This is a genomic window from Desulfoluna sp. HI9BLuna (assembly GCF_056829775.1).
The window spans coordinates 4,637,749-4,661,855 of record NZ_CP186555.1; the positions used below are offsets into that span (position 1 = coordinate 4,637,749).

The following is a 24,107-nucleotide window of genomic DNA, read 5'->3' on the forward strand; positions in this document are numbered from 1 at the left end:
TTTAGGCCTCCCCGTGGATGAGCAGGGAGCCGCCGGGCTCCATGAGGTGGCGGTCCATGCCGTAGATCTTGGTGGCGGAGGTAGACGAGGTGAGCATCTGGATGATCTCCTCCACGGTCTCCAGGTAGTTCTCCACGAAGGAGACGCTGGTCTCGGCTATTTTCCGGATTTTGCCTTTGATGAAGATGATGGACTCCACGGCGCGGGCCACCATGGGCTCGTGTTCGGAGAAGAGCCGGGGGAGCTCTCGAAGGTGCATGGGCACGCTGCCCGTCTGGATGCCCAGGCGGGCGGAGGCCATCTCAAGGATCTCATCCCGCAGGGCCTCGATCTCCATGGAGAGGCGGCTCTTCTCTTCGGTGAAGGCCCAGAGGCGGTCCAGGGCGATGGAGGAGAGGCTGCGGCTCTCTTCGTCCACGATGGCGAGGAGCTCGGTGTACAGGGCTTCTTTTTTTGTTAGCAGGTCAATGATGGAGTGTTGTTCTGCCATGATGTCCCCCGTGACTCAGGTGGTGATGCATTCTAACGTCAAATCCGGTTCGGCAGGGCCTTTGAGAAAGGCGGTGCCTGCATGTATCGGGTGGCGCGGGGTGGGAAACTTTTTCCCGTCTGCGACCCGTATAGATATAAACTGCATGTACCATGCCAGTTCATGTTCTTTTTGCTGTCTGTGGCCGTGGTCCGGCTATGGGGTTGGTTTTGCCGAAGATAGCCGGTGGGCCAGGGGCTCTCCCTGGGCGGCTGTGCGTTTCCCGCCCAGGCGGGGCGCTGCGTCGGCGCTTTTTTCCGTGGCATCGAGTTTTTCCACCAGCTGGCGGTAGAGGAGGTCCCCCACGCCCAGGGGGCTCCGCTGGCTGGTTAAGTGTTCGGCCATCTGTTCGTCCTGCATGGACTCGTAGATTTTGCGGCCGTGGCTTCCGCCGAAGATGGGGTCGTCTCCCTGGGGACGCATCTCCTTGAGCATCTGGGAGACGAAGATGGCCTCAAAGTTCTGGCACGCCTCTTTGAGTTCTTTCTTCTCCGGGTCGCTGGGTGCCGGGGCCGTTGTTCGGGCGGTGTGTGCTGAAAGGGATGAAACGGGCATGACGGCTCCTTATTAGATGATCACGAGGTCGGCCTGCAGGGCCCCTGCGGCTTTGATGCTCTGGAAAATACTGATCATGTCCCTGGGACTGACGCCGATGGCGTTCAAGGCGTTGACCAGTTCCTGGATGGTGGTGCCCTTTGGCATGAGCATGACCTGGGCCTCCTCCTCGGTCATGTCCGTGTTCTTCTCTTTGGTGACCACGGTGTCGCCCCCTGCCAGGGCATTGGGCTGGGAGACGTTCTTTGTCTCGGTGACGGTGAGGGTAAGGTTGCCGTGGGCCAGGGCCACGGTGCCGATGCGCACGTTCTCCCCGATGATGACGGTGCCGGTCTTTTCGTTGACCACGATGCGGGCCGGGATATCCGGGGTGACGGTGAGGTTCTCGATCTTGGCGATGAACTCGGTGACGCGTCCCTGCATGTAGGAGGGCATGGTGAGCTGCACCGCACCGGAGTCCAGGGTCTTGGCCGTGTGCTTGCCGAAGGTGCCGTTGATCTTCAAGGCCACCCGGCTGCAGGTGGTGAAATCGGGGTTGTTCAGGTTCAGGATCATGCGGTGCTTGCGGGAGAAGCCGGTGTCGCGTTCCCGCTCCACGCTGGCCCCGTTTGAGATGCGGCCCACCAGGAGGTGGTTCTTCTTGGCCTTGGCCGTGCCTGCCCCGCCGATGGCAATGGCTCCCTGGGCCAGAGCCCGGGTCTCCCCGTTGACGGTCCTGAGGGCCGTGGGCAACAGGGTTCCGCCCCCTAAGCTCTTGGCGTTGCCGATGGACGAGACGGTGATGTCCAGCCGGGTCCCTTTACGGGCAAAGGCGGGCATGGAGGCGCTGACCATGACGGCGGCGGCGTTGCTCAGTTTCAGGGAGTCCTTGTCCACCGTCACCCCCATGCGGGTCATCATGTTGGCCAGGGACTCCTGGGTAAAGTCGGCCCCTTTTTTGTCGCCGGTGCCGGCAAGGCCCACCACGATGCCGTAGCCGGTGAGCTGGATGGGGGCGGCTCCCTGGATGGAGGCGATGTCCTTGAGGCGCTCGGCCCGGGTGGGCAGGGGCGCGGCCAGGAGCAGCAGGGCGGTGAGGATGACAGGGATGGTGAGCAGGTGTTTCTTCATGGTCTTCATTGATCCGGGCTATAGGGTAAATGGGCAGACTATAAAAAGGGCTCCACGCGGCGTTGGCCGATGATGCGGCAGGTGACGGCTTTGCCGGAGCGGCTGTTCTTGACTTTGATGAAATCCCCCAGGCCGCCGGTCTCTTTGGCAATGCCTGTGGCGGTTATGACAAGGCCCCCTAAGCTGTACCGGATGCGGACACCGTCGCCTCGCTCCACAAGGGGTTTGGCTTTGATCAGCCGGGCGGTGAGGCCGGTGCCGGAGGCAATGGCCCGGGTGGCGGTTCGTCCCACGGCCAGGGCCGGGTCCGTGAGGAGGTTTCCGCCCGAAGGGGGCACGGGCATAAGGGCCAGGGAGATCTGGGAGGCGGTGAGGGTCTCGCCGCGCTGGATGTCCGAGGCGGCCACCACCACGTGTTGCATGGTGTGGGCTTCGCCGGAGAGGGTGAGCCGCCCTGTGGCGGCTCCGTCCACCGTGACGGAGACGGGCAGTTCGATGCGGTTCTTGCGGATACGGACCCGTTTGGTGTCCGGGGCGAAGGTCAGAATGCCCAGGGGCAAGGTGCGGCGTCCGGCGACCCGGAGCCCGGAGACGGAAACAGGGCCCTCCCAGGTGGATCGGGCCACGGCCTCCAGAAAGGGGAGGAGGCGCTTGTCGCTGATGCGCTGGCCTTTTCTGGCCAGGCAGACGCGGGCAGGGGCGGTGAGCCCAAGGTCCTGGACTCCGGCAAGCAGGGAGAGCTTTCGGGTCAGGAAGGTGCCCGGCACCAGGCGTTCTTTGCAGGGCATGGGCGCGTTGAACACGGTGGCGCTCCCATGGCGTTTCAGGGCAGCAGGGAGAGTGCCTGAAAAGAGGTCCGACACCCGCACGGTCGAGCCTGTCACCTCCACCCGGGGGCGCACGGCAGGGCCGCTTTGGGCGCACAGGGGCCGGGCAAGGGCCAGGAACAGGGCCATGACCAGCAGGCACCAGGGCATCAGGTGCCCGCCGGTTACGGGGCGTGTATGGGAAAAGCAGATCACGATGGGGCCGCGTCCTTACCGCTTGAGGTTGTTGGCGGTTTCCAGCATGCGGTCGCCGGTCTGGAGGGCCTTGGAGTTGGCCTCGTAGGCGCGCTGTCCAACGATCATGGCCACCATCTCGTCGACGATGTTCACGTTGGACATCTCCAGGGACTGGTTGGTGAGGGAGCCGAAGCCGTCGGCGCTGGCGATGCCCTCGATGGGCTCACCCGAGCCTTCGGTGGGGCGAAGCAGGTTGGCGCCCATGGCAAAGAGGCCTGCGGGGTTGGCAAAGTTGTAAAGGGGAATCTGGGACGTCATGAGCACGGTGTCCTGCTGGCCGTGGGCCGTGAGGGTGCCGTCTGCAGTGACGGTGACCAGGACCGTGTCCGTGGGGATGGCGATTTCGGGCTGCAGCCGGTCCCCTGCTGGCGTGGTGATGAAGCCTTCGCTGTCCAGGGTGAAGTTGCCTGCCCGGGTGAAGACCTCCTGCTCGCCGTGGAGGATCTTAAAGAAGCCGTCCCCTTCGATGGCCATGTCCAGGTCGTTGCCGGTGTGGACGTAGTCCCCCTGGGTGAAGACCTTCTGCACGCTGGAGGGCTTGACCCCCATGCCCACCTGGATGCCCGTGGGGACCTGGCCGCCCGAGGGGGTGGGGGCCCCTGCGATGAGCTGGGTCTGGTACATGAGGTCCTGAAAGTTGGCACGGCTCTTCTTGAAACCCGTGGTGTTGGCGTTGGCCAGGTTGTTGGAGACGGTGTCGATGTGCATCTGCTGCGCGCCCATGCCCGATGCTGCTGTCCAGAGTCCTCTCATCATGATGTCTGCTCCCTTGCTGCTGGTTGGTCCGTGGTATCTGTGGCTATGCCCTTAAGCCCGTTTACGCCGGGCGGCCCATCTGGTTGGCTCGTGCGTCGGTTTCGTCGCTGGTTCGCATCACCTTGCCCGACGACTCAAACATGCGCTGGGCATCGATGAGGTGGGTCATCTCGGTGACGGTGGAGATGTTGGCGCCCTCCAGGGCGCCCTGGTGGAGCCGGGCCTCGTAGGCAGGGATCTCGGCCCCCTTTTGCGGGTCCAGGGTGAAGAGGTTTCCCCCTTCCTTGATAAAGGCCCGCATATCGTTTGCGGTGACCAGGTCCAGGCTGTCGAAGACCATGGAGTCCAGGATCACTTCCCCTTTCTCCCCAAAGGCGATGTCGTCGCCGGTGAGGGTGATCGGGCCGTTTTTTCCCATGACGGGGTGACCGTCCTGGGTCACCATGCGCCCGATGGGGTCCACGGTGAAGTTGCCGTCCCGGGTGTACCGGGTACCTGCCGGGGTGTTGATTTTGAAAAACCCTTCCCCTTCGATGGCCAGGTCCAGGGGGTTGCCGGTCTCCATGAGGTTGCCCTGGCTGAAATCCGTGGTGAGGATGGGGTTCAGGGTCCTGTCAAACGAGAGGATGTCTTTTTTGAACCCCGTGGTGTTGGCGTTGGCCAGGTGGTTCGAAATCAGCTCGTGTTGTCTCTCTTTTCTGAGGCCCGCCTGGGCGGATCGTGTCATCTCAAACAGCATGTGTCTCTCCTTGGTCGGTTGCTGTGGGTAAGAATAAGCAAGATGAATGCCAGTGGGCAGGTGGTCTGGGGTGAGGCGGGAAACTTTGGGGGATTTCCTTTTGATAACGGCGGCCTGTGGTGTGAAAATTTTTTCAGGTGCCGTGGCTGTGGGGGCCGGTGTCGGCAATTCATACCGGGTGCGTCGGGATGCCGACGCCGGAAACCGTGACGGTGACGCCTTTGTGACGGGCGCATGGGCACCGGACGTGCCGCCGGAAAAAATTTCCCCTCCGGCGGGGTGAAAGGGTGGGCGCCCCTGTTGTCGTAATGCATCTGGTGGGTAACATGCTTTGCGACATCCCCGCGATGGTGCCATTCTCCTTGAACTTTGACCAGAATTCTTATAATTAGATGGAGACTTCTTTGAATATGTATGGATACATAAAGGTTGGAAGTCGCGTTTATTTTTGAGATGACTCTGCAAAACCGGTCCTGCGGTCGCATAAAGCGGCGCACCCGATATGACTTGACTTAGGAAGCTATATCCCCCATCGGAGGACGGAACGAACGGGCGCAATGCCGGGTGTTGCGGGTTCATCATGGTTTTTTTTAGACGGACAACAAGTGAAAATACGATGCGCCCCTCGGCGCTGAACGGATGAGAGGAACGTATGCGACGACAGATTTCCGGATCTTCTTCCGAAGACGGGTTTACGCTGATTGAAATGATCGTGGTTATTTTTATTCTCGGACTTCTTGCCACTTACGTGGCTCCCAGGGTGATCGGCAAGTCCGACGACGCCAAAATCGTCAAGGCCCAGGCCGATATCCGCAGCTTTGAAACCGCCCTGGATATGTACAAGCTGGACAACGGCTCGTACCCCACCACCGATCAGGGCTTGCAGGCCCTGGTCGAGAAACCTGCCTCGGGCAACCTCTCCAGGTGGCGCGAAGGCGGTTACCTCACCAAGCGAAAGATTTCCAAAGACCCCTGGGGGAACGAGTACATCTATGTCTCCCCGGGATCCAACGGGGATGTGGACATCTCCTCCAACGGGGGTGACGGCCTCCCGGGCGGTGACGGAACCGCCAAAGACATCAACAACTGGGATATCGACTAACAGATCGCGGCTTCACCATACGCAGACGGGGGTGAAAAACGATGTGCAATGTCCGCATCGGAAACGAACCGTGCGAAAGGTGGGAGGGTGGTTCGGCAGGGGTGCTCCCGGGCCGGGCTGATGCCGGGTTCACGTTTTTGGAGCTGGTGGTGGTGATGACCATCCTGTCTCTTCTCTTCTTTTTTTCCCTTCCCAGCCTGGACTCCTATATTTTTACCGACCCATCCAAGAAGGTGGCACGCCTCATCGCCTCGACGGTCCGGGATCTGAAGCAGCGTGCCCTTGCAGACCATAAAGAGTATCGCCTCCATATCGCCACGGATGCCGGAGAAATCTGGGTGGCCGATGCCGCCATGGACAAAAAGGCTGCGGCCGAAGCACGAAAAAGCGGGTTGACCCTTCCCGACGACATGAGCGTTGACCTGCCCGGGTTTGTGGGGGACGACGGCAAGCGGTCGTCTGAGGCGATGCTGCGATTTTATCCCAAGGGGTACTCGGACGGGGCGGAGATTCTCCTCATGCGCGACGGTCGCACCCTGCGGCTGTTCATCGAGCCCTTTCTCTCCAAGGTGGAGATTGTGGAGGACCATGCGAACGGTTTTTGACAGGTTGCATGCGGCACGGAACCCCAGGGGCTTTACCCTGCTGGAGGTGATGGTCTCCGTGTCCATCCTCGCCATCGGTTTTTTTGCCATCTACAGCCTCTTCATGCAGGCCGTGGCCGCCTCCGGGGAGGCGCGCTTCAGGCAGCAGGCCGCGTTCCTTGCCACATTAAAAGAGAACACTCTGGTGGGGGATGTCTCCGAGATCTCCACGGATGAAGGGGACTTCGGGGAGGACTATCCCGGCTGGCGGTGGCGCCTGACACCTTCCAAGGTGGAGCACAAGGAGTTCGAGGAGGAGGCCAAGCTGTTGAAGAAAGTGCGGCTCGAAGTGTTCCGGGAGGGCAGTGACCGTGTGTACGGCACCACCCATTACCTGTTTGTGACGGAGGAGTCGTGACCGGGCCTTCTGCCGATAAAGGATTTACCCTGATGGAGGTCGTGGTGGCCGTGGCCATCATGGGCCTTGTGATGGCCACCATCGGAACGGCCTTCAGGCAGCTCTCCAACGGGGCCCATCGCCTTGAGGAGACCGGGGACGACAACCTGGCCCTTGGGGAGGCGATTCGCTGGATCGGCCGGGACCTGGAAGGGCTTTACGTGGATCAGGCCCCCCTGTTCACCCCCGGGGAGACCACCGATGATCCGGATCCCTACCGGTTTACCCTGTCCCGGGAGACTGTGGGGGGCGAAGAGATGAGCATCCTCCGGTTTACCACCCTGAATCACCTGCCCTTTGGGGGGAGCTCCCTGGGCGGGATTGCCGAGGTGGTCTACTTTGTCACGGAAGAGAAGGGCGAGACCCGGCTCCGGCGTTCCGACCGCCTCTTTTTTCACGACCCCTTTGAGCCGGCTGAGGGCCACCCGGTGATGATGAACCGCCTTACCGCCTTTACCGTGGTCTGCATCGACACCGAGGGGCAGGAGCAGGAGACCTGGGACTCCGACAACGACGCTTTCGAACGGGCCACGCCCGTGGCCGTGAAGGTTACCCTCTCCCGGGAAGGGGCATCCGGGGGGCCGGGGCACACCGCAGAGGTCCTTATTCCTTTGCGCAGCCGTCGAAAGGAGGCCCTGGATGGGTAAGCAAAGGGCCATCACCAATGAAAAGGGCGTGGTGCTCCTGGCCACCCTCGCCATGATGCTGGCGCTTTTTGTGCTTGTGTCCGAGGCCGCCAGGCTTGCACGGCAGGAGCTGGCCGCCGCAGGCCATGCCTCCGTAGCCTCGGAGCTACGAGCAACGGCCGTGTCCGGGGTGCATATCGGCATGGCCTTTCTCTCGGCAGACGGTAAAAAAGGGGGCACCGACACCGTACAGGAGGAGTGGGCCGATGAGGAGAAACTTAAGGCCTTTATCTCAGGGCTCTCCTTTGACCGGGGCCAGCTGGATCTCACCATCACCGACGAGCTGGGCAAGGTGCAGGTCAACGCCCTGGTGACCTACCCCGAGGCCAAAAATTTCAACACAGACCAGAAAAGACTCTGGGAGCGGTTCTTTGAGGTGGTCAACAAAGAGGACGAGTCCCTGGATAGCCTGGGGGAGAACACGGCCATCATCGACGCCATGAAAGACTGGCTTGACGACGGGGACGGGGATGCGACCTCAGGGTTCTCCGGCGCCGAAGACGACTACTATCTCAACCTCGAAGAGCCTTACCCCTGCGGCAACGGCCCCCTGCGGCACCTGGACGAGATGGCCCGTATCAAGGGCATTGACGAGGAGTTGCTCACCCGGGAAGAGGCGGGCTACCGGTTGAAGGACCTTTTGACGGTCCACGGGGAAGAGCCTGCCAACGTCAAGGACGACGGAGAGACGGTGCGGCGGTTCAGTTTTCCGGGGCGGGTCAACATCAACACCGCCGAGTTTCCCGTGCTCTTTGCCCTGATGCCCAAAACCCTGTCTCCCATGGAGCGGGAGATGATTGCCACCTCCATGGTGGAGTACCGGTCGGAGAAAGGCGAGGAAGAGTTTTCCCACCCCCTGGACGGGGAGTGGTACAACACCTGCCCGGGGTGTGAGAACAACGGGATCAAAAAAGCGATGATCCGCACCGACTCCAATGTGTTTGCCATCACGGCCACGGCCGTGAACGAGGGCACCCGGGTGGAGATACGTGCCGTGGTGAGGCGCGAAGGCACCACCTTCGTGGTGTTGTCCTGGCAGGAGACGGGCGCGTGATGGGCGGGCTCTTCATTGCCCGCAACGGACATGGCAGAGATCAACAGGCTCCGGTCGCCCCACGGGCGGTCCGGCATGCATAACAAAAGGATCGGCAACACGTGAAATTAACGGGAATAGAGATCACCGAGGAGGGCGCCACCGCCGTGACGGTGGACCGGCAGGCCGGCGCCATGCGGGTGACGGCCTGCAGCCGCATGGCCCGCAGGGACCTCGCCTCCTCCGATGCGGCGGCTTCCGTGGACGACGGCGAACTTCTGGCCGCGTTGAATCGGTCCCTGGCCGATTGCGGGGAGAAGGTGGCCGTTGTGCTGCCGGCCCATGAGATGGTGATCCGTCGCGTGCGCCTGCCCTTTCGGGAGCCAAAGACCATCGACAAGGCCCTGCCCTTTGAGTTGGAGCCTACCCTCATCGAGCCCCTGGAGGGCTTGCGCATCATCTGGGAGAGTCGCGTGGCCGGGGAAAGCGACTCCGACATCCTGGCCCTTGTGGGAGAGGAGGAGATCCTCGAAAACCGACGGACCCAGCTGAAGGCCCTGGGCATGGATCCCATGGTCCTGGCACCGTCGGCCGTGTCATCGGCCCTGATCCTGGCCCGTAACGAGGACGGTTTTTTCTTTACCCTGAGGCGGGTTCATTCCATCTGCACCCTTGCTGTGGTTTTTGAACGCAAGCTGATGTTTTTGCGATCCTTTGCCCTGCCCGAGGAGGGCGATGGCTTAGATGTCCTGAACAGCGAGGTGTGGCAGACCCTGGTGGCCCTGGCCGAATGCGAGGCGCAGTGGATGGCGCCTGAAAAGATTCTGGTGGCGGGGTGGGACGAGATCCCCGAGTCCCTTTCCACCCCCCTGGGGGAGCTGCCCGTGGAACACGCCCGCCTCCTTGCCGCCACGGGCGCTGTCCTAGACGAAGGGGTCAAGCCCCAATGGGAGGAGGGGCCTTACAACGGGGCCCTTGCCGTGGCCTGTTCGGCCCTCTCCGGCTGGAAGCACCCTGTCTTCTGGCGACAGGGGTTTGCACCGGCCGAGTTCATCGCCAAACACAAAGGGCAGGTCATCTCTTCGGGTGTCCTTGCCCTGGTACTGCTCCTGCTTCTGGTGACCCGGTCCGTCATGGGTATTCACGACACGCGTCGCCAGCTGGCGGCCGTGGAACAGCAGATGGCTTCTCTTTACCTGTCCACTTTCACCGAGGAGAAACGGTCGCCTGCTGCCTCGGTGCTCCTCAGGTCCATGGAAGGCAAGGTCCGGGTGGCCAAGGAAGAAGCCCTCTACGCCGGACAGGGGGCCGTCCGCGTGCGGATCATTGAAATGCTCAAAGCCATCTCCGTGAGCCTGCCCAAGGACCTGAAGGTGACCGTCACCCGCTTGACCCTGGTGAAGGGCAATCTCACGGTTTCAGGGCTTGCCGAAGATTTCAGCGCCATCGACACCATGAAGGGCGCCCTGGAAAAGAACGCCTTGATCTCCGGGGTAACCATCGCTTCGTCCAGCAAGGAGAGCGGGGGCGACCGGTTCCAATTCAAGGTGGTGATTACCCTTTCGGGTGAGGAGGCCTTATGATGGCGTGGTTTGAACGATTGAGCACCCGGGAAAAAGGGGCCGTTGTGCTGGCCCTGGCCCTGGTTCTGATCTTGGGGGGCAAGGCCCTGGTGGGGGCGATGTTCGGGGACTCCTCAGGCGCGCGTCGCCTCCTGGAGCTGAGAAGAGATGAACTCACGAAGATGGAGGCCCTGGCCAAAGAGTACCGCAGCGCCAAAGGGGCGGCTACCGCAGGCGCCTCGGCTTTGAAACCCGGGGAAACACTCTACGCCTTCCTCGACGAGGTGGCCGGAAGCGTGGGGATCCGCTCCAAGGTGAGTTACATGAAACCTTCATCCATCAAGAGCAGGGACGGCAAGGTGAGTCTCTCCGTGGTGGAGATGAAGGTGGTGGACCTGCCCGCCGCAGAGCTGACCTCTTTTCTCCATCGGGTCGAGGGCGCGGGGGACCTGGTTCGGGTCCGGGCGATTTCCCTGACCCGCATTGAAAAGAGCAAACTGCTGACGGCGGTGATATCCATCGAAACCGTGATTTTATAACAATGGAATCCTGATGAAGACTTTTTTTCTCTACGCCCTCTGGACCCTGGCGTCCCTCTTTGTGTTTCTCTGGGTGCTGTTTCCGGGCGAGTTTGCCGAGAACCTGATGGAGGCCCATGCCCGCCAACGGCTTGCCCCGGCCACCGTCAACGTGGAGGGCGTCTCTCCGGCGTTTCCCCTGGGGCTCAAGGTCAAGGGAGCGGCCCTGACACTGCCGGGAAAAGCTCCGGTGACGGTCCGGGATATCCGGGTGACCCCCTCGCTGTTTACCCTGGTGACCTCACAGCCGGGGGCCGGGATGAAGGCGACGATTTTCGGTGGAAAGGTTATAGGCGATGGACGCGTCAAGCTGGGCACCGGTAGATGGACCCGCGTTGCAGGGCGCCTGGAGGGGATGGACCTTTCAACGGTCCTGCCGCTGCTGAAAGACCGGATTCCCATTGAGTTTGCCTTAACAGGGCGGGGAGACGGTACCCTGGATCTTTCCCGCGACAAGGCGGCCAAGGGCACGGGTCAGCTGACCCTGTCCAATGTGACGGTTGAATTGAAGGATCCCCTCATTCCCCTGGATAAACTGGAATTTGCCTCCGTTGAGGTGGATGTGGAGGTGGCCGGACCCAAGGTCACCTTTAGCCGGATCCACGTGGAAGGCACCGAGGTGGACGCCGAACTCAAAGGGACCGTGAGCCTTTCGAGCCGACCGGCATCGAGTCGCATCAACATCAGCGGCACCCTGAACCCCGACCCCGGGTTTGTCAAGGAACTCTCCGATCGCCTGCCCGTGTCCATGCTCGTGGACCCCAATATGTTGAAGCGGGGGCGTATCCCCCTTCGAATCAGCGGGACCCTTGCAAATCCCAGGGTCTCCCTAAGATAAGGTAGTGTTATGACGGACAGAGCATTTACAGCCGTGCACCTTTTTCTCCTGTCGGCCATCGCGGCCGTAAGCGTGAGCCTGTTTTACCAGGGCGTCACAGCGCGGGTCGGCCTGCCGGAGGCGCAGAGCCGGGGAGGGGGCATCGTCTCCACGGGGCCCGCTGTCCAGCAGCAGAGAAAGCCCCTGTCGTTTTACGAGGATATCCTGACCCGCAACCTCTTCGACCTGGTGGTGCCCGGCAAGGATGACAAGCCAGGGCCCGCGGCCATTGATGTGGAGAGCCTCTCCGAGACGCGGCTGCGGCTGAAGCTCTGGGGGACCATCTCCGGGGGCGGCGATGCCGTGACCCGGGCCATCATCGAGGACGAGGTCACACGAAAGCAGGACCTGTTCAAGGTGGGAGACCGGGTGCAGGAGGCTGTGATCAAGCTTGTGTTGCGGGACCGCGTGGTGGTGAGCTACAAGGGGCGGGATGAGGTGCTGATGATGGAGACGGCCAAGGGCGCGGGGCAATCTACCCGGAACGGGTCTTCCGGCCGCAACGGCAGGAACCTGCCCCCTGCATCCATCACCAAGAAGGTGAACTTGAGGCGGGACACCATTGACGACGCCATGATGAACATCAGCAGCCTCATGAAAGATGTCCGTATCAAACCCCATTTTCGCAACGGACAGCCCGAAGGGATGGCCATCAGCGGCATCAAGAGCGATTCGATTTTTCGTAAGATGGGCATTCGAAACGGGGATGTCATCATGGGGGTGGACGGACAGAAGATCGAGTCGGTGGATGACGCCATGTCCCTTTACGGGAACCTCAAGTCGGCCAGCGAAGTCAAAATAGAGATCAAGCGGATGGGTCAGATACAGACCATTGAATATACCATTGAATAGAAGCGCCAAAAGGACCGGACAAGGATGAGTATGAAAAGGGCAATGAGATGTGTTGCGGCATATGCACTGGCAGGAATTCTTCTGGCCTGGTGTCCGTCGGCTCAGGCCCAGGAGGCTCCGGCCCCTGCGGAAGAGACCGTCTCCATCGACTTCAACGATGTGGATATCCGTGTCTTCATTAAATACGTCAGTGAAATGACCGGGAAGAACTTCATTATCGACCGCAAGGTCACCGGCAAGGTGACGGTGATCTCTCCGGGACAGATCTCCGTGGACGAGGCCTACCACGTGTTTGAATCCGTGCTGGATGTTTACGGGTTCTCCGCAGTGCCCTCCGGGACCCTGGTGAAGATCATCCCGGCTCGCGACGCTCAGAAAAAGAGCGTGGCAACGCGTCTGAAGTCCGAAGCCACAGACCGCTCCGACAACATCGTCACCCAGCTGGTGCCCCTGAAGTACGCGGACCCCACGGAGCTCAAGAAACTCCTGGCCCCGCTGATCTCCCGCAACAGCTCCATCATGGCCTACAAGCCCACCAACACGTTGATCATCACGGACCTTGCCTCCAACATCAGCCGGCTCATGAAGATCGTCAACAGCGTGGACATCACCGGGGTGGGCCAGGAGATCTCCATCCTGCCCCTGGAGTACGCCGATGCCGGGCAGCTCACCACCCTTCTCGGCAACGTTTTCAAGCAGGATTCCAAGAACAAGGCCTCGTCCAAGGCCTCCTTTGTGGCCGATGAGCGTACCAACACCATCATCATCCTGGCGGGCAAGGGCTCCACGGAGAAGATCATCCAGCTCGTGAAGATGCTGGACCGCGAAGTGCCCCGGGGCAAGGAGCGCATCCACGTGATCTATCTGGAAAATGCCCTGGCCGAGGACATGGCCAAGGTGCTCCAGAACCTCTCCAGCAAGGCCACCAACGGAGACAAGGGCAAAAAGGCGGCCATCGCCTCGGATCGGGTGAACATCATCGCGGACAAGGCCACCAACAGCCTCATCATCATGGCAGAAAAGAGCGACTTCGTGATTCTGGAGGAGATCATCCAGAAACTCGATATCCCACGGAAGATGGTCTACATCGAGTGCCTTATCATGGAGGTGAACGTGGACGCGGACCGCGCCCTGGGCGTGGAGTGGACCGTGGGCAACGATACCACCATCAACGGGCGGGATGCTGCTTACGGCGGCGGATTTGACGGGGGCAGCGGCTTCTCCAATCTGGGGAACCTTGCCGGGGCCTCCACCGATGGGGTGAGCAAGTTTCCCAACGGGTTTTCCCTGGGGGTCTTCAGCGAGGCCATTGAGGTGGGCGGGGTGAAGTTTCCCTCCCTCGGTGCCTTGATCACTGCCTACAAAAAGGACTCCAACGTCCAGATCCTCTCCACCCCCCAGGTTCTGACCCTGGACAACGAAGAAGCCAGCATCGTGGTGGGGGCCAAGATTCCGTACCTTACCCAGTCCAGCAGCGGGGACAGCGAGTACAACCAGTTTGAATACAAGGACGTGGGCATCACCCTGAAGATCACCCCCCAGGTGAGCGAGGACAAAAGGGTGAGGCTCAAGATTTACCAGGAAACCAGCCGGGTCCTGGGTGATTTGACGTCCCAGCCCAGCACTCTGCAGCGGAAGGTGGACACCACCGTGGTGGTGGAAGACAGCAGCACCATCGTCATCGGCGGCCTCATCGACAAGAGCCTGAACTCAACCGAATACAGGGTGCCGTGCCTGGGAGACATCCCGGTGATCCGGTACCTCTTCTCGGCCATGTCCGATACGGACAGCCGGACCAACCTCTACGTCTTTCTCACCCCCCGGGTGGTGAGCAGCCGTCATGATGCCGAGAGCATCATGGTGGACAAGCGCGAGCGTATCGACGACCTGCGCGAGGGCAACATCAAGCTTTACAACGATGCGGAAGAACGGGCCCTGGAGGAGAAATCCCGCCGCTCCGATATTCCGCCTGAGGCTGAGGCCGCCGAAGAGAAGGCCCAGGCCGAGGAGGCAGAGGTTCCCAAGGAAACATCGCCGGCTCAAATGGACCGCACCGAGGCGGTGATTACCCTGGGTGCAGACCATGAAGGGGGAGGCTCCGACCAGCCGGAGGGCAACGGAGTCAAGCCTCCCGAGGAGGCACCCCAGGTGGACGCGCCTTCGGATGACCAAGGGGGCGAGTGATGGTGTCCATTGTGCCTGTGAGCCCCTTCCGCAAGGTGGTGGCCGAGCTTATCCATTCCAAGTACAACGTGGAGGAGGACCTCCTCGATGAGGTGTTCCTCTACGCCGAAACCCAGGGCATCCATTACGGAGAGGCGCTGCTGAAACGAAAGGTCCTGAGCGAGACGAAGTTCCTGTCGGTCCTTGCCGAGGTGTACGCCATGGAGATGCTCGAAACCCTGGATACCGCAGGCATGGACGCGGGGTTCACCGAGACCGTCCCCATTCAGTTTTTAAAAAAGCACTACATGGTGCCCCTGATGCCGGAGGGCGGGGAGGGCGATATCCGCCTGGTGATGAACGACCCCTGCGCGCTTCAGGCTGCCGACGACCTGGTGCAGCGCCTTGCCTGCGGGCCTGTCACAAAGGTGATGGCCCCACGCGGCCAGATCCTGTCGGCCATCAATACTTTTTATGACATGAGCCGGGGCTCGGCCGAAGAGCTGGTCCAGGATATTGAAGAGAGCGGCAGCGACATTCTGGCCGACATGGAAGAGACCGCCGACCTCTTGGACGATACCAGCGAGTCCCAGATCATCCGGCTGGTGAACCACGTGATCTCCCAGTCCATCAAGGCACGGGCCAGCGATATCCACATCGAGCCTTATCAGGACAGCTTCAAGATCAGGTACCGTGTGGACGGCATCCTCTACGACCTGTTGACGCCGCCGCGCTGGATCCAGTCGGCCCTGGTCTCCCGTATCAAGGTCATGGCAAAGCTTAACATCGCGGAGAAACGGCTTCCCCAGGACGGGCGCATTGACGTGCGCATCGGCGAGCATGACGTGGATATCCGTGTCTCCACCGTGCCCACCACCTACGGAGAGCGCGTGGTCATGCGACTGTTGAACAAGTCGGGCTCCCTTCTGACCCTTTCCGAATTCGGCATGGGCGAGGAGACCTACGAGGCCATCGGGCGCCTGATCAAGAACCCCAACGGCATTATCCTGGTCACCGGGCCCACGGGCAGCGGCAAGACCACGAGCCTTTACGCCATCATCTCGGCCATCAACTCGCCGGACAAGAACATCATCACCATCGAAGATCCCATCGAGTACCAGCTCAAGGGCATCGGGCAGATCCAGGTGAACCGGAAGATCGACCTCACCTTTGCCCGGGGCCTCCGGTCCATTGTCCGCCAGGACCCTGACGTGATCCTGGTGGGGGAGATCAGGGACCGGGAGACAGCCGAGATCGCCGTACAGTCCGCCTTAACCGGCCACCTGGTGTTCTCCACCCTCCACACCAACGACTCGGCCAGCGCCATCACCCGCCTGGTGGACATCGGCATTGAGCCCTTTCTCCTGTCCTCGGCCATCAAAGCCGTCGTCGCCCAGCGCCTGGTGCGAAAGCTCTGCCCCTTATGCAAAGAGCCCTTTCACCCCGCCCCCGAGCTGCTGAAGCGGGCCGGGATCGACGCGGAGAGCGCCGCAGCGGGCAATTTTTACCGTGCCGTGGGGTGCGAAGCGTGCTTCCAGACCGGGTACAAGGGGCGTATGGCCATCTTTGAGATCCTTGAAGTGGACGAGCACCTCAAGGGCATCATGGTCAAGACCTCCGACGCCAACCTCATCAAGGGCGAGGCCGTGAACCTGGGGATGGTTACCCTGAGGCGGGACGGCATCGACCGGGCCCTGAAGGGGGAGACCACCCTCGAAGAGGTGCTGCGGGTGACCCATGCTTAGGGGAAGATACCTGATTGCCCTGGCAGCAATCTGCCTGCTCGCGCCGGGAGTGGCCGTTGCCGACAGCGGGGAGAGTCCCCTGATCTACTCGCTGTTCAAGTCGGTGATTTCGTCGGCGGACGGCAATCGGTGCAGCCACGTGCCATCCTGCGCCCGCTATGCCAGAGAAGCCGTGGAAAAGCACGGCCCTCTCAAAGGCGCCATGCTCAGCTGTGATCGGTTGATACGGTGCGGGGGAAACGATACCAAGCGGCTGCCCCAGGTGGTGGTGGGGGGACACCGACACGCCTGGGATCCGGTGTCGGCCAATGATTTCTGGTGGAAGGACGGGGGAGAAGAGAAAAAAGAGCCTGAGCTGCCCATGCACTTTGAGGGGTGGGATTAAACTGAAAGGTGGCACCCCTTGCCGTCGGAGGCAGTGTTTGTCTTTTTCTGAGCCCGGCTGTAACAATAGACGTCATGTCATTGCCCGTTCTTGAACCGAACCCATGGACAAAGGAGCCATGTAACCCCATGAAGTACCCTGTTGTTTGGGCAGGCCTCCTCGGCCTGTTGTTTGTCTGCCTCACCGCTGCCGCTTCGGTGGCAGGCACCCTCACCATCGATGAAGACGCCCAGTTTTCCTACGCCCGCAGCCTGTTTGAGCAAGGGGACTACCCCCAGGCCGCTGCGGAATTCTCCCGGTTCATCCATTTCTTCCCCAAGGGCGATCACCAGGCCGCCGCCCATTACGGCAGGGCTCTTTCTTTTTATGAAGGCGGGCAGTACCCGCAGGCCCGAAAAGCCTTTGCCGATTTTCGTACCCGGTTTGACGCCTCCCCCCTGGCCCTGGCAGCGGGGGTGATGGAAGCCCAGTGCCACACACGGTCAGGGGACCCTTCGGCCGGAGTGATCCTCCTCAACAACCTTCGGATTGAAACCCAGGGAGATGAAGACGCCCAGCGCCTGATCCTTACCCGCATGGCCTGGACCCGTCTGGAAATGGGGGACCTGCCCCGGGCGGAAGCCGCCTTTAAAGCCACCGCGGGTCATGTGGACGGGGAGTGCGGGTACCACGGCATCCTGAACAGCCTGGAACAGTTTAAGGCCCTGCCCGAAAAATCACCTGCCCTGGCAGGGGGCCTCGCCCTGATCCCCGGGGGCGGTTACCTCTATCTCGGCCGCTATCAAGATGCTGCCGTGGCCTTTCTTCTCAATGTCACCCTGGGGCTGGCCGCTGCCGAGAGTTTTGACGACGGCAACAACGCCCTGGGGGCCCTCATCGCCTTTGTGGGCTTCGGGTTCTACTCCGGAAGCATCCACGGCTCCTACACAGGGGCCTTGAAAGAGAACCGCCAGAGCCGCGAAAGCCTCTGGAACGAAATGCGCCACTGGGGTGGCGAACTCGAGCGCAAAGGAGCCGACTCCTGCCTCGGCCTGACCCTGTCCATTCCCTATTAATCCCATCTGAAAAGTTTGGTTAGAGCGTCAGCTCGGCTTCCGGTTGTTTCTGTGCGGAGACGGTGAAATCGGGGCGGCACACATGGATGCGCCCCGGTGCGATGCCCTCTCTGGCCAGGATGTGGCGGATGGCCCTGCCGCGCTGCTGTGCCAGGTCCATGTAGCGTTCCCGGGCCGGAGGCGCCGGGGCCTCAGACGCGTCGGCATTTTCCGGTGTTTCCCCGTTGGGTGCCTCGGGGGCGGCGAGGTCGTCTGCCACGGCGTTGGCGCAGACGGTGAGGTTCAGGAACTCTTTTTTCTTCATAAGCCCGGCCACCACCTTGAGGTATTCGAGGCCCTCCGGGTTGGGCTCCGTTGCTCCCAGGGCATAGCCCACGGAGTCCAGGTGGATTTCCGTGACCATCTCTCCTGCTTTTTCAGCCACCATGAGCAAGGCCCCGTAGGGCTGGAGCAGGAAGGAGAGGTAGGAGACCGAGGCCGTGGTGATGGCCTTGGTCATGGCCACCTGAATGATGCTGTTCAGGCTGATATCCGGGTTGTGGATGTCTCCGTGGACCGGAATGGAGAGGCTGATGGTGCCGTTGCCGTCCTCCAGGATGGAGAGGGCGTAGTCCAGGGGCATGGAGAGATTTTTCATGGTCTGGTGGGCGGTGTCTTCGTCGTCCGGGACCAGCTTGAGGTTGCGCAGGGTCAGCTGGTTTCTGACATCAAGGATGCCCGCGTCGATATCCAGGGTGGAGTCCGCGGTAAAGCTTCCCCGCTTGATGAGGTAGCCCAGTGTCTGGGAGCTGTAAGGCGACAGCGAGGAGAGGTTGATGTTGGCAACCCGGGCCTCCAGGTGCGCGGAGACATCATGTGCCAGGGGCCTCACGGTTCCGGTGACCGAGAGGGTTTCGTAGGTGTCCAGCTCGGCAACGAGGCTCAAGGGGAGGTCCTTGTCCGGGTCTGCCGTGTCAATGTTCTGAATCTCCAGCCGTTTGAGGGTGACCCCCTTTTCAAAAACGGGCCTGACGCTTCGGTCCGTCAGGTGCAGGAAAGGGGAGCCTGAGATGCGGAAGGTGTTGATTTTTGCGGTCACGATGGGCCTGGGGGCCGGGGGTGGGGTGGCCGGGACCTCGGCCTCGGACGGAGCGGGGGCGGAGTCACCCCAGTGGAACGCCGTCAGGCTGTTGAGGGTATTGAAGAAGGTGAGCCGTCCCGACGGGTCTCTTACCAGGGTGGTGACCACATCGTCGATGATAAAGGTCTCGGCCCGCAGGTGGCTGAGCTCTTCCAGAGCCATGCCGGTGATGTCCACGGAGCCGATCTCGGACAAGGGAGGCAGGGCCGCGAGTTTTTTCAGGGAAATATGGGGGACCCGGATGTCGGCAAGGCCCTTTGCCTTGATATCGTAGGCGAAAAAGTGGGCCAGGGAGGCGATCTTCACGTCGGTTTCGCTGTCTGAGGCAAGGGCCTGCCTGACGCTCAGGTTGCCACGGGCGGTAAGGCCGTCCTTGCGTGATGGGTCAAAACTCAACTCGCCGTCCCAGACAATGCCTTCGTGGCGAACACGGATTCCCCCTTCGGGGTAGGCGATATCAAGCTTGCCGTTGCTCAGGGAACCCAGGGTTCGAAGGTCGGTGAGGGAGCCGTCTTTGTCCAGGGCGACCCAGACATCTCCGAGCCAGGTGATGCCCGCATCCCGGAGGGTGACAGCCGGGTCTGTAAGGTGGCCGCCGACATGGGAGAGGGAAAGGGTCCCGGTCTGGCTGAGGGTGGTCCCGGCTTCAGGGGCTTGGGTGATGGTAAAGCGGGTGTCAACGGTCAGCTCGCCTTCCAGGGCGGCGACCCGGGGTGCAGCCAGCCCGGAAAACGGCGAAAGGGCAAAGTCGGTGAGCTGGACCCCGCCCTGCACGGAGGTTTCCGGGCCAAAGGGGACAAGATCCAGGGAGACGAGCAGGGGGCTCTTGTTGAGGGCTCCGGTGATCTCAAGGCGTGATACCTGCTCGGGTTTCCACGTGGAAAGGCCGGTGAGGGAGGCGTCCTCCAGGGCAATGGCCAGGTCCAGTTTGGGAAGGGACAGGTTCACCGAGGTGTTTCGTGCGGTGAAGGTATCCACGCCCACATGCCAGGGTGTTTTGTTCTTTTTGTCGTTCCGGGCCGGGGGCTTGACCTCGGGCTCACCCGTGGAAATGAGTAACCCGCCTGCCACAAGGGACGTGTCTTGTCGAACCGTAAGGTCCAGCCCATCGATGTGAAGGGATTGGATGCGCAGCCGTTTACGCACCAGGTCCGTCATGGCCAGGTTTACGCCAAATCGATCCAGGGATGACGCTTCGCCGCTTTGGGCGCGCAGGTGCACCCCTTCCACCACCAGGGTGCCGGCAAAGAGGTTCACGTCCACATTGTCGATGCGGGCCTCCATGCCATTGGACGTGAGCCAGAAGAGCGCTCCATGCTTGATGGCAAAAGGCACGGCGGACACGAAGAGAAGGATAACAAGGGCCGACACGGATGTGATGATGCCGCCCCGGGATTTAACGGTGGATTTGATCTGGCGCAATTGTTTCAATGTCTTACCGTTTGAGTCTGTGGCTTGGTTTGGCTGTGTCCGCCCTATCCGATGAGCTGGTTCATGGAAAAAATGGGCAGGCAGATGGAGAGGACAATGAATCCCACGGTGGCACCCATCACCAGGATAATAACCGGCTCGATCATGGAGGTGAGGCTCTCCAGGGACGACTCCACTTCTCCTTCGTAGACATCGGCTACCCGCCCCAGCATCTCTTCCAGCTTGCCGCTTTTTTCCCCCACCTTGACCATCTGCACGGCCAGCAGCGGAAAGACCCCGGACTGGCCCATGGCGTCTCCCAGATCTCCTCCCTTTTCAACTTCCCCGGCCGCACCGGCCGCTGCTTCGGCAAGGACCAGGTTGCCCGCCACGTTCCGTGCCACGTCCATGGCAGTGAGCATGGAGACACCGTTGGTGAGCAGGGAGCCTAAGGTGCGCGAGAAACGGGTGACAGCCACTTTTCGCACAAGGTCACCGGCAACGGGGAGGCGAAGCAGGCATCTGTCGATGAGCATGGCTCCCTTTTCCTTTTGCTTGAATCGTCTGAAGGCGGCGACCGTAAGGATCAACAGCAGGGGAAAAACCCACCAGAACGTACCGAGGATCTCCCCGCTGCGCAGGAGAATGCGTGTGGGCAGCGGCAGGGCCTGGCCCATGTCGTTGAAGATCCCCGCCATTCTGGGCACGATAATCGTCATGAGAAAATAGAGGATAAGCACCCCGATACAGGTCATGAGAAAGGGGTAGGTGAGGGCGGCCCGGATGCGGTTTGTCAGGGAGAGCTGGCGTTCGCCGATCTCGGCCAGGCGTTCCAGGACAACGTCCAGGGTGCCCGACGCCTCTCCGGCCATGACCATGTTGATAAAGACGGGGCTGAAAATGCCCGGATAGGAGGAGAGGGCCTCGGCAAAGCTGCTCCCTTCCTCGATGCTGTCCTTGATGCGGGAGAAGACCTGCTTGAGGCGGGGTGTTTCCACCAGGTGGATAAGGGTGTCGATGGCAGAGACCAGGGTGAATCCGGCGTTGATGAGGGTGGCAAGCTGGCGCGTGGCCAGAGTGAGGTCCCTGGGGCGTACCCGGCTGAAGAGGGCGCCGATGCGGTTCAGGTTGAACCGGCCCGAGGCGATGCTGCGGTCGGACACCTCGGTGACCTTCACCGGGTAGAGACGCCCGGCCCGGAGTTTCTGGCGGGCAGCCTGGGCGCTGTCGCAGTCCATGATGCCCGTGGTTGTTTTTCCCTTGTCTGTGAGGGCGCTGTATTCAAAAAGTGGCATGGCTCAGTACTTGGATCACCTGTGATCGTTGTGGCGCCTTTAAAAGGCGAGGTTGCACGACGTTAAGGCCGTTGTGTCACCGTGACGGGGGAAAGGGGGCCGGGTAGCGGCGAATTGCTGCATGTCGTCTCAACGGTGATATGTGTCGGTATGTGGGTTTGGGTTGCGTTTTTTTAGTCTGACAGGTGGTCTCCTGCAACCCGGAACCCTTATGTATCGCGGGTTCCTGCCTGTCTTTGAAACGGCCGTAATCTGCGTATAGGCCCCTTTTTTTAGGGCCCGACAAATTTCGTCCATGATGCCTTATATAAGAGAAAGAGTAAAGAGCGCTGTGTTTCCCGCCCCATGGATGATGACGGGCACGGCCAGGTGACCCTCTTTTTCAAAGGCGACGGCAAAGAGAATCCCCCCGGCCAGTTGTGTGACGGGAACCACCCCATGCATGGCGTGGGCTGCAGCAAAAACAAGGGTGCTGATGAGAACGGCCGGGATTACCCCCATGGGGCGAAGCAGGCGGTACACGATGCCACGGAAGAACAACTCCTCGGCCAGGGGGGCCACCAGGCAGCCCGTGACAAAGAAGAGGGCCAGGGTGGACGGGTTCCGGGGCAGGTGCATCCTGACCAGGTGCAGGGGGTTGATGCCCGCAACAGCGAGAACCAGGGCCACTGCCCCCACAACGGCACCGAACCCCAGGCACCATGCGACGCCCCGTTTTGTGGCCTGGGTAAGGCCCTCGAAAGAGAGTCGCCCCAGGTCGCCCCGAACAAACCGGTCCCTGAGCAGGAGAACCATGACCGTGCCCTGGACGATTCGAAGGACAAGGATGAGGGCAAGGGGAGAGGCCACGGGGGCAAGGCTTTGCCCGCCCGCCTCCAGCAGGAGCACAAGGAAGGCGGCAACAAAGCTTCTGGTCATTTGGGGTTCTGGTGCCATCCCAGCCTCCCCATGGCCCGGTAGCCATACCATTGAACGTACCATTCCGGGCGGGTGCGCACCGCCTCTCCCAGGGGGATGAGGTACGTGCTGTCCTTTGTCTGCCCCATGGCTCCCAGGGCCTGGCAGACCACGTTGGTGTCCGGGTCCCGGGAGAGTGTGGTGAGGATGTGTCGCCTGAGGCGGGGATCCCGGATGCGTGGTGCAGCCAGGGCGGCCCGGTACCGCACAAGGGTACTTGGGTGGGCGGCCGCCCGGGAGATTACCTCTCCGGCGGTGGTTTTCTGTGTTTTTGTCCGGGAAAGGGCGTCAAGGGCCCGGGTGGTGCTGTCCGGAAGGGAGAGCCCCACGGCAAGGAGGGCCACGAACAGGAGCGCGCAGGATGCCACCGTCACGGTGGCGACGCGCGTTGCCGTGGGCAATGGCAAAAAGAAGCCCAGGGCCAGGGTGACCGAGGTGTGAAAGAGAAGATAAAAGAGCAGGGGAAAGGCTGTGAACAGGGAAAACCAGGTGAGGCTGCGCAATGGCCCGAAGGGATCGGCCATTGCCGAAAACGCCCGAAAGGCTTTGACGGGCTTGCGGAAAAAGTCCCGGGCCGCAACGGTGTGGGTCGCACCGGATTTTTCAAAGGTTACGGTGTCCCGTTGAGGCTTGAGGGTGTAATCCGTGGGACCGCCGGGCAGGGGTAGGTGCCCCAGGCGCCTGATGGCGGAAAGGGCCTCTGGGCTTTCTCCTTCGAGGGTCAGTGTGAGCTGGCTCTTCTGGGACATGGCCTTGAAAGCCTCGGCGGGAAAGAGGGTGTAGGTATAGTAAAAGTGACGCACGGTGTTCCCCGCCGGGTTGTCGAAGAGAAAGGCGTCCCGGAAGCCGCTGAACAACCCCCTGGGAAGGACCATGTGGGTTCCTGCGATGCAGAGGGCAAGGGCCAGGGGAATCAGGGTGTGGAACAGAAATGGCTTAAGGCGGGGCTCTGTGGCTTGTGTTCCTTTGGGCAGGAGCACGAGGTAAGCGCCGATAGTGCCCAGGAGAAGGGGAGAGGTTTCAGAGCGGATTCCCAGGCTGAGAAGGCAGCCCACCAGAAAGATCCCGTGGAGGCCTGTGGCTGTTTTTCGGGAGAGAATCCCTTGTCGGTAAAGAAACGGGGCCACCAGGGCGCCTGCAAGGGCAAAGGCGCCGGAAGTGACCGTGAAAAACATGGCCCCGCAAAGGGCCGCCTCCCAGCTGTTAAGGGCCGGTTGGGTGACCGGGTTGGGCAGGGCAAGGAAACCGGCCTCTGCGATGGCCCGGGTTTTTTCAAGGAGAAAGAGGTTGCTCCCCCGGACAAAGAAGGTGGCCCCCAGGTGGAACAGGCCAAGGGCCAGGATGCATGAGGCTGCGGATGTCAGGTATCGTTTCATCGGTATCCGGTGTTTTTGAGGTCGCTATCAAGGCTGGTCATGGTTGTCGGGCAGAGACGGGACGCGCCGATGACCTACTATGGCACGCTTTTTCGCGAAAAAAAAGGCACGTTCCCC

The 24,107-nt window shown here is 61.3% G+C and carries 23 protein-coding genes; 13 read left to right on the plus strand and 10 right to left on the minus strand.

Translation table 11 applies throughout. The annotated features are described in order from the left end of the window. Window position 1 precedes the first annotated feature (1 nt). The 6 genes from flgN to ACOYW0_RS19015 all read right to left on the minus strand — a co-directional run bounded on the left by flgN (window position 2) and on the right by ACOYW0_RS19015 (window position 4,753). On the minus strand, window positions 2-490 hold the full coding sequence (flgN, locus tag ACOYW0_RS18990) for a flagellar export chaperone FlgN (protein WP_482415354.1): 489 nt from the start codon (window positions 488-490) through the stop codon (window positions 2-4). A 195-nt stretch (window positions 491-685) separates the two neighbouring features. Beyond that, window positions 686-1,084, minus strand: coding sequence for a rod-binding protein (locus tag ACOYW0_RS18995; protein WP_482415355.1), 399 nt, complete (start codon window positions 1,082-1,084; stop codon window positions 686-688). A gap of 12 nt (window positions 1,085-1,096) precedes the next feature. Further along, the gene (locus tag ACOYW0_RS19000; protein ID WP_482415356.1) at window positions 1,097-2,194 is read right to left on the minus strand and encodes a flagellar basal body P-ring protein FlgI; all 1,098 of its coding nucleotides are present in this window, start codon (window positions 2,192-2,194) and stop codon (window positions 1,097-1,099) included. A 38-nt stretch (window positions 2,195-2,232) separates the two neighbouring features. After that, on the minus strand, window positions 2,233-3,216 hold the full coding sequence (gene flgA / locus ACOYW0_RS19005; RefSeq protein WP_482415357.1) for a flagellar basal body P-ring formation chaperone FlgA: 984 nt from the start codon (window positions 3,214-3,216) through the stop codon (window positions 2,233-2,235). 15 nt (window positions 3,217-3,231) lie between these two features. Next, complete coding sequence (flgG, locus tag ACOYW0_RS19010; protein WP_180143954.1) at window positions 3,232-4,014, minus strand: flagellar basal-body rod protein FlgG; 783 nt, start codon at window positions 4,012-4,014, stop codon at window positions 3,232-3,234. A gap of 61 nt (window positions 4,015-4,075) precedes the next feature. Beyond that, complete coding sequence (locus tag ACOYW0_RS19015) at window positions 4,076-4,753, minus strand: flagellar hook-basal body protein (RefSeq protein WP_482415358.1); 678 nt, start codon at window positions 4,751-4,753, stop codon at window positions 4,076-4,078. A 652-nt stretch (window positions 4,754-5,405) separates the two neighbouring features. Between ACOYW0_RS19015 and gspG the strand changes: the two genes are divergently transcribed. From gspG to ACOYW0_RS19080, 13 genes are all read left to right on the plus strand, one after another. Then, window positions 5,406-5,855 carry a type II secretion system major pseudopilin GspG gene (gspG, locus tag ACOYW0_RS19020; protein WP_482415359.1) on the plus strand — a complete coding sequence of 150 codons (450 nt, stop codon included), beginning with the start codon at window positions 5,406-5,408 and terminating at the stop codon, window positions 5,853-5,855. A 41-nt stretch (window positions 5,856-5,896) separates the two neighbouring features. After that, window positions 5,897-6,460 (plus strand): pilus assembly FimT family protein, encoded by a 564-nt coding sequence (locus ACOYW0_RS19025; RefSeq protein WP_482415360.1) that lies wholly within the window; start codon window positions 5,897-5,899, stop codon window positions 6,458-6,460. Then, entirely contained in the window at window positions 6,444-6,857 is a 414-nt protein-coding gene (locus tag ACOYW0_RS19030) for a type IV pilus modification PilV family protein (RefSeq protein WP_482415361.1), read from the plus strand. The genes ACOYW0_RS19025 and ACOYW0_RS19030 overlap by 17 nt, the downstream gene beginning before the upstream one ends. After that, a complete protein-coding gene (locus ACOYW0_RS19035; RefSeq protein ID WP_482415362.1) occupies window positions 6,854-7,543 on the plus strand; it encodes a type II secretion system protein GspJ in 690 nt (229 codons plus the stop codon). Before ACOYW0_RS19030 ends, ACOYW0_RS19035 begins: the two co-directional genes overlap by 4 nt. Beyond that, window positions 7,536-8,636 (plus strand): type II secretion system minor pseudopilin, encoded by a 1,101-nt coding sequence (locus tag ACOYW0_RS19040; protein ID WP_482415363.1) that lies wholly within the window; start codon window positions 7,536-7,538, stop codon window positions 8,634-8,636. Before ACOYW0_RS19035 ends, ACOYW0_RS19040 begins: the two co-directional genes overlap by 8 nt. Window positions 8,637-8,737: 101 nt before the next feature. After that, window positions 8,738-10,198, plus strand: coding sequence for a type II secretion system protein GspL (gene gspL, locus ACOYW0_RS19045; protein WP_482415364.1), 1,461 nt, complete (start codon window positions 8,738-8,740; stop codon window positions 10,196-10,198). Continuing rightward, window positions 10,195-10,716, plus strand: coding sequence for a hypothetical protein (locus ACOYW0_RS19050; protein ID WP_482415365.1), 522 nt, complete (start codon window positions 10,195-10,197; stop codon window positions 10,714-10,716). The genes gspL and ACOYW0_RS19050 overlap by 4 nt, the downstream gene beginning before the upstream one ends. A gap of 13 nt (window positions 10,717-10,729) precedes the next feature. Continuing rightward, the gene (gspN, locus tag ACOYW0_RS19055; RefSeq protein ID WP_482415366.1) at window positions 10,730-11,593 is read left to right on the plus strand and encodes a type II secretion system protein GspN; all 864 of its coding nucleotides are present in this window, start codon (window positions 10,730-10,732) and stop codon (window positions 11,591-11,593) included. 9 nt (window positions 11,594-11,602) lie between these two features. Further along, window positions 11,603-12,484 (plus strand): type II secretion system protein GspC, encoded by an 882-nt coding sequence (gene gspC, locus ACOYW0_RS19060; RefSeq protein ID WP_482415367.1) that lies wholly within the window; start codon window positions 11,603-11,605, stop codon window positions 12,482-12,484. A 42-nt stretch (window positions 12,485-12,526) separates the two neighbouring features. Beyond that, the gene (gene gspD, locus ACOYW0_RS19065; RefSeq protein WP_482415368.1) at window positions 12,527-14,668 is read left to right on the plus strand and encodes a type II secretion system secretin GspD; all 2,142 of its coding nucleotides are present in this window, start codon (window positions 12,527-12,529) and stop codon (window positions 14,666-14,668) included. Then, window positions 14,668-16,392 carry a type II secretion system ATPase GspE gene (gene gspE / locus ACOYW0_RS19070; RefSeq protein ID WP_482415369.1) on the plus strand — a complete coding sequence of 575 codons (1,725 nt, stop codon included), beginning with the start codon at window positions 14,668-14,670 and terminating at the stop codon, window positions 16,390-16,392. The genes gspD and gspE overlap by 1 nt, the downstream gene beginning before the upstream one ends. Next, window positions 16,385-16,777: a membrane protein insertion efficiency factor YidD gene (gene yidD / locus ACOYW0_RS19075; protein WP_482415370.1), complete on the plus strand. Its 393-nt coding sequence runs from the start codon at window positions 16,385-16,387 to the stop codon at window positions 16,775-16,777. Before gspE ends, yidD begins: the two co-directional genes overlap by 8 nt. A 128-nt stretch (window positions 16,778-16,905) precedes the next feature. After that, window positions 16,906-17,832, plus strand: coding sequence for a tetratricopeptide repeat protein (locus ACOYW0_RS19080; RefSeq protein WP_482415371.1), 927 nt, complete (start codon window positions 16,906-16,908; stop codon window positions 17,830-17,832). Between the two features lie 19 nt (window positions 17,833-17,851). Here ACOYW0_RS19080 and ACOYW0_RS19085 read toward each other — a convergent pair whose 3' ends face one another. The 4 genes from ACOYW0_RS19085 to ACOYW0_RS19100 form a co-directional block, all read right to left on the minus strand. Then, window positions 17,852-20,383, minus strand: coding sequence for a DUF748 domain-containing protein (locus ACOYW0_RS19085; protein WP_482415372.1), 2,532 nt, complete (start codon window positions 20,381-20,383; stop codon window positions 17,852-17,854). A gap of 44 nt (window positions 20,384-20,427) precedes the next feature. Continuing rightward, window positions 20,428-21,657 (minus strand): type II secretion system F family protein, encoded by a 1,230-nt coding sequence (locus ACOYW0_RS19090; RefSeq protein WP_482415373.1) that lies wholly within the window; start codon window positions 21,655-21,657, stop codon window positions 20,428-20,430. Between the two features lie 303 nt (window positions 21,658-21,960). Beyond that, entirely contained in the window at window positions 21,961-22,593 is a 633-nt protein-coding gene (locus ACOYW0_RS19095; RefSeq protein WP_482415374.1) for a CPBP family intramembrane glutamic endopeptidase, read from the minus strand. After that, a complete protein-coding gene (locus tag ACOYW0_RS19100) occupies window positions 22,572-23,990 on the minus strand; it encodes a HEAT repeat domain-containing protein (protein ID WP_482415375.1) in 1,419 nt (472 codons plus the stop codon). The genes ACOYW0_RS19095 and ACOYW0_RS19100 overlap by 22 nt, the downstream gene beginning before the upstream one ends. Window positions 23,991-24,107: the final 117 nt, after the last annotated feature.